This window comes from Phenylobacterium sp. (genome assembly GCF_031425575.1).
Lineage (GTDB): Bacteria > Pseudomonadota > Alphaproteobacteria > Caulobacterales > Caulobacteraceae > Phenylobacterium.
In genome coordinates, this window is sequence record NZ_JANPJP010000012.1 from 1 (window position 1) to 2,261 (window position 2,261).

2 protein-coding genes are annotated in these 2,261 nt (G+C 67.7%); one reads left to right on the plus strand and one right to left on the minus strand.

Annotation, left to right across the window (positions count from 1 at the left end):
• Window positions 1–294: 294 nt before the first annotated feature.
• Window positions 295–1,857, plus strand: a complete 1,563-nt coding sequence (locus RMO97_RS00585; RefSeq protein WP_310538626.1) for a serine hydrolase domain-containing protein — start codon at window positions 295–297, stop codon at window positions 1,855–1,857.
• A gap of 116 nt (window positions 1,858–1,973) precedes the next feature.
• Here RMO97_RS00585 and RMO97_RS00590 read toward each other — a convergent pair.
• Window positions 1,974–2,261 (minus strand): 3-deoxy-7-phosphoheptulonate synthase (locus tag RMO97_RS00590; RefSeq protein ID WP_310538627.1); only part of this gene is annotated, 288 nt, incomplete at its 5' end.

Here is a 2,261-nt window from a genome sequence, read left to right on the forward strand (position 1 = left end):
CTACATCACCATGCCGCCTTTTGGACCGGGCGCAGTTGGAATCCTCGTCGAGGCTGTCCGTGGCCGACAGGCGGCGCGGCAGCGGGTTCGGGGCAAGGATCAGCCGTTGGATTGATCCTGACGCCTAGCCCCCGCCGGCAAGCTGACCTCCAACACGTCCGCAATGGGGGGATTGCGGAAGGCGTCTCATGGCCCCAGCCCTCGACGGCCCTTGAGCATCTTGCACCACCGCGCTGGATCGTTGCGGGCACGAAGCCGTCGGTTCACAATCGGCTGGATTCCTCGGGGGGACAAATGTTCAGACAGTTCGCAGGCGCAGCTTTGGCGCTCGCCATGTGCGTGCCCTCCTGGGGGCAATCCCCAGCTCAGGTCGATGCTGCGTTCTCGCGCATGACGCACGCCACGCCGGGCTGCGTGTTCGGGATCGAGCGCCGCGGCCAGCCTCAGATGATCCGCGCCTACGGCTCCGCCGATCTGGGGCACGGAGTCGCGAACACCCCGGAGACTGTCTTCGAGGCAGGCTCGGTGTCGAAGCAGTTCACCGCTGCGGCCATCCTTCTCCTGGCGGCCGACGGCCGGCTCTCGCTGAACGATGACGTGCGCAAGTACGTCCCGGAGTTGCCGGACTACGGCGGCCCGATCACCCTGGAGCATCTGCTCACGCACACCAGTGGCGTGCGCGACTGGCTGGAGCTGGAGGCGATGGCGGGTCATCCGCTGGGCTCGCAGGTGCTGACCAACCAACAGGTCCTGCGCAACATCGCCCGACAGTCCGCGCTGAACTTCCCGCCCGGCTCGCGCTTCTCCTACAGCAACTCCGGGTACGAACTGCTCGCTGAGGTGGCCGAGCGTGTCAGTGGCAAGTCGCTGCCGCGCTTCACGCGCGAGCGTATCTTCCAGCCCCTAGGCATGACCTCGACCCGCTGGCGCGACGATTTCCGAGCGATCGTGCCGCGTCTGGCGACCGGATACGCGCCGACCGCCGAGGGCTTCCGCCAGGATATGCCGTTTTCAAACGACTATGGGTCCGGCGCTCTGCTCACGACGGTGGGTGACCTCCTCATCTGGAACCGGGCGCTGAACGACCGCCGGCTCGGCGCCTTCCTGACCGAGGAGCTGCAGCGGCCTGGGAAGCTGCTCGGTTACGCTCGTGGCGTCACGCATACGACGGACCGCGGACACCGCGGGATTTCCCACACCGGGTCCCGAGCGGGATATCGGGCCATGTTGGCGCGCTACCCCGATGCGGGGGTGTCATTCGCGATGCTGTGCAACACGAGCGCCCCGCCTTCTCGCGACGCCGTGATTGACTTCGTGTTCGGCCGCTCGCCCCAATCGCCCCCTTCGGCGTCGCCGGAGGCGGCGGCCCGCGCCGGGCTCTACGTGGACGACGCCTACGGGCTGCCGCTGCGTCTGGCCCTTGACGCCGGCGGGCTCAAGCACGGCGCTGACGCGCTCATCCCCATCTCGGAAGGGCGGTGGCGCCCGGCCCTGCGAGACATCGACTATGCCTTCGCTCCGGACGGCCGCCTCACGATCACCGACCCGGAAGACATCCGCACCTACCGCCGGGCCGATCCCTACGCGCCGTCACCCACCGATCTGCGCGCGTTCGTCGGCCGGTTTCGTACGCCCGACCTGGACGTCGAATACGTGGTCGCAGCCGAGGAGAACCGACTGACACTCAGGCGCGGGGACCAGCCGCCAGCGGCCCTCGAGGCGGCGTACCGCGATGCGTTCACGACCCCCGCCGGTAGCATTGTGCGCTTCGTACGCGAACCCACAGGGCGTGTCGTAGGGCTCCGATTCGGGACCCCGAGGGGGGTGTGGGACCTACGATTCACGCGGATCGACTAGGCCGTACTTCAAGGTGCTGAGGTCCGCTCAGGGTCGACAGCGGTCGAATGTCCCACGCCTGAAAGTAGACCTTTGACACGCAATCCACAGCGGGACTTACCTATCAGATCCAGCCCCTAGACCCCCGCCGCCACCCGCTGCGACAGGCCCACCCGGTCGTCCTTCAGCTTCTCGGCCACCAAGAACGCCAGTTCCAGGGCCTGTTCGCCGTTCAGGCGGGGGTCGCAGTGGGTGTGGTAGCGGTCGGCCAGGTCGCCCTCAGCCACGGCGCGGGCGCCGCCCAGGCATTCGGTGACGTTCTGGCCGGTCATTTCCAGATGGACGCCGCCGGGGTGGACGCCCTCGGCCTTGCAGATCTCGATGAAGCTTTTCACCTCGGACAGGATGCGGTCGAAGGGCCGGGT

What these genes read in the sequence shown, in the direction of transcription:
- RMO97_RS00585 (WP_310538626.1), top strand. Translation starts at nt 295, where the DNA reads ATGTTCAGACAGTTCGCAGGCGCAGCTTTGGCGCTCGCCATGTGCGTG.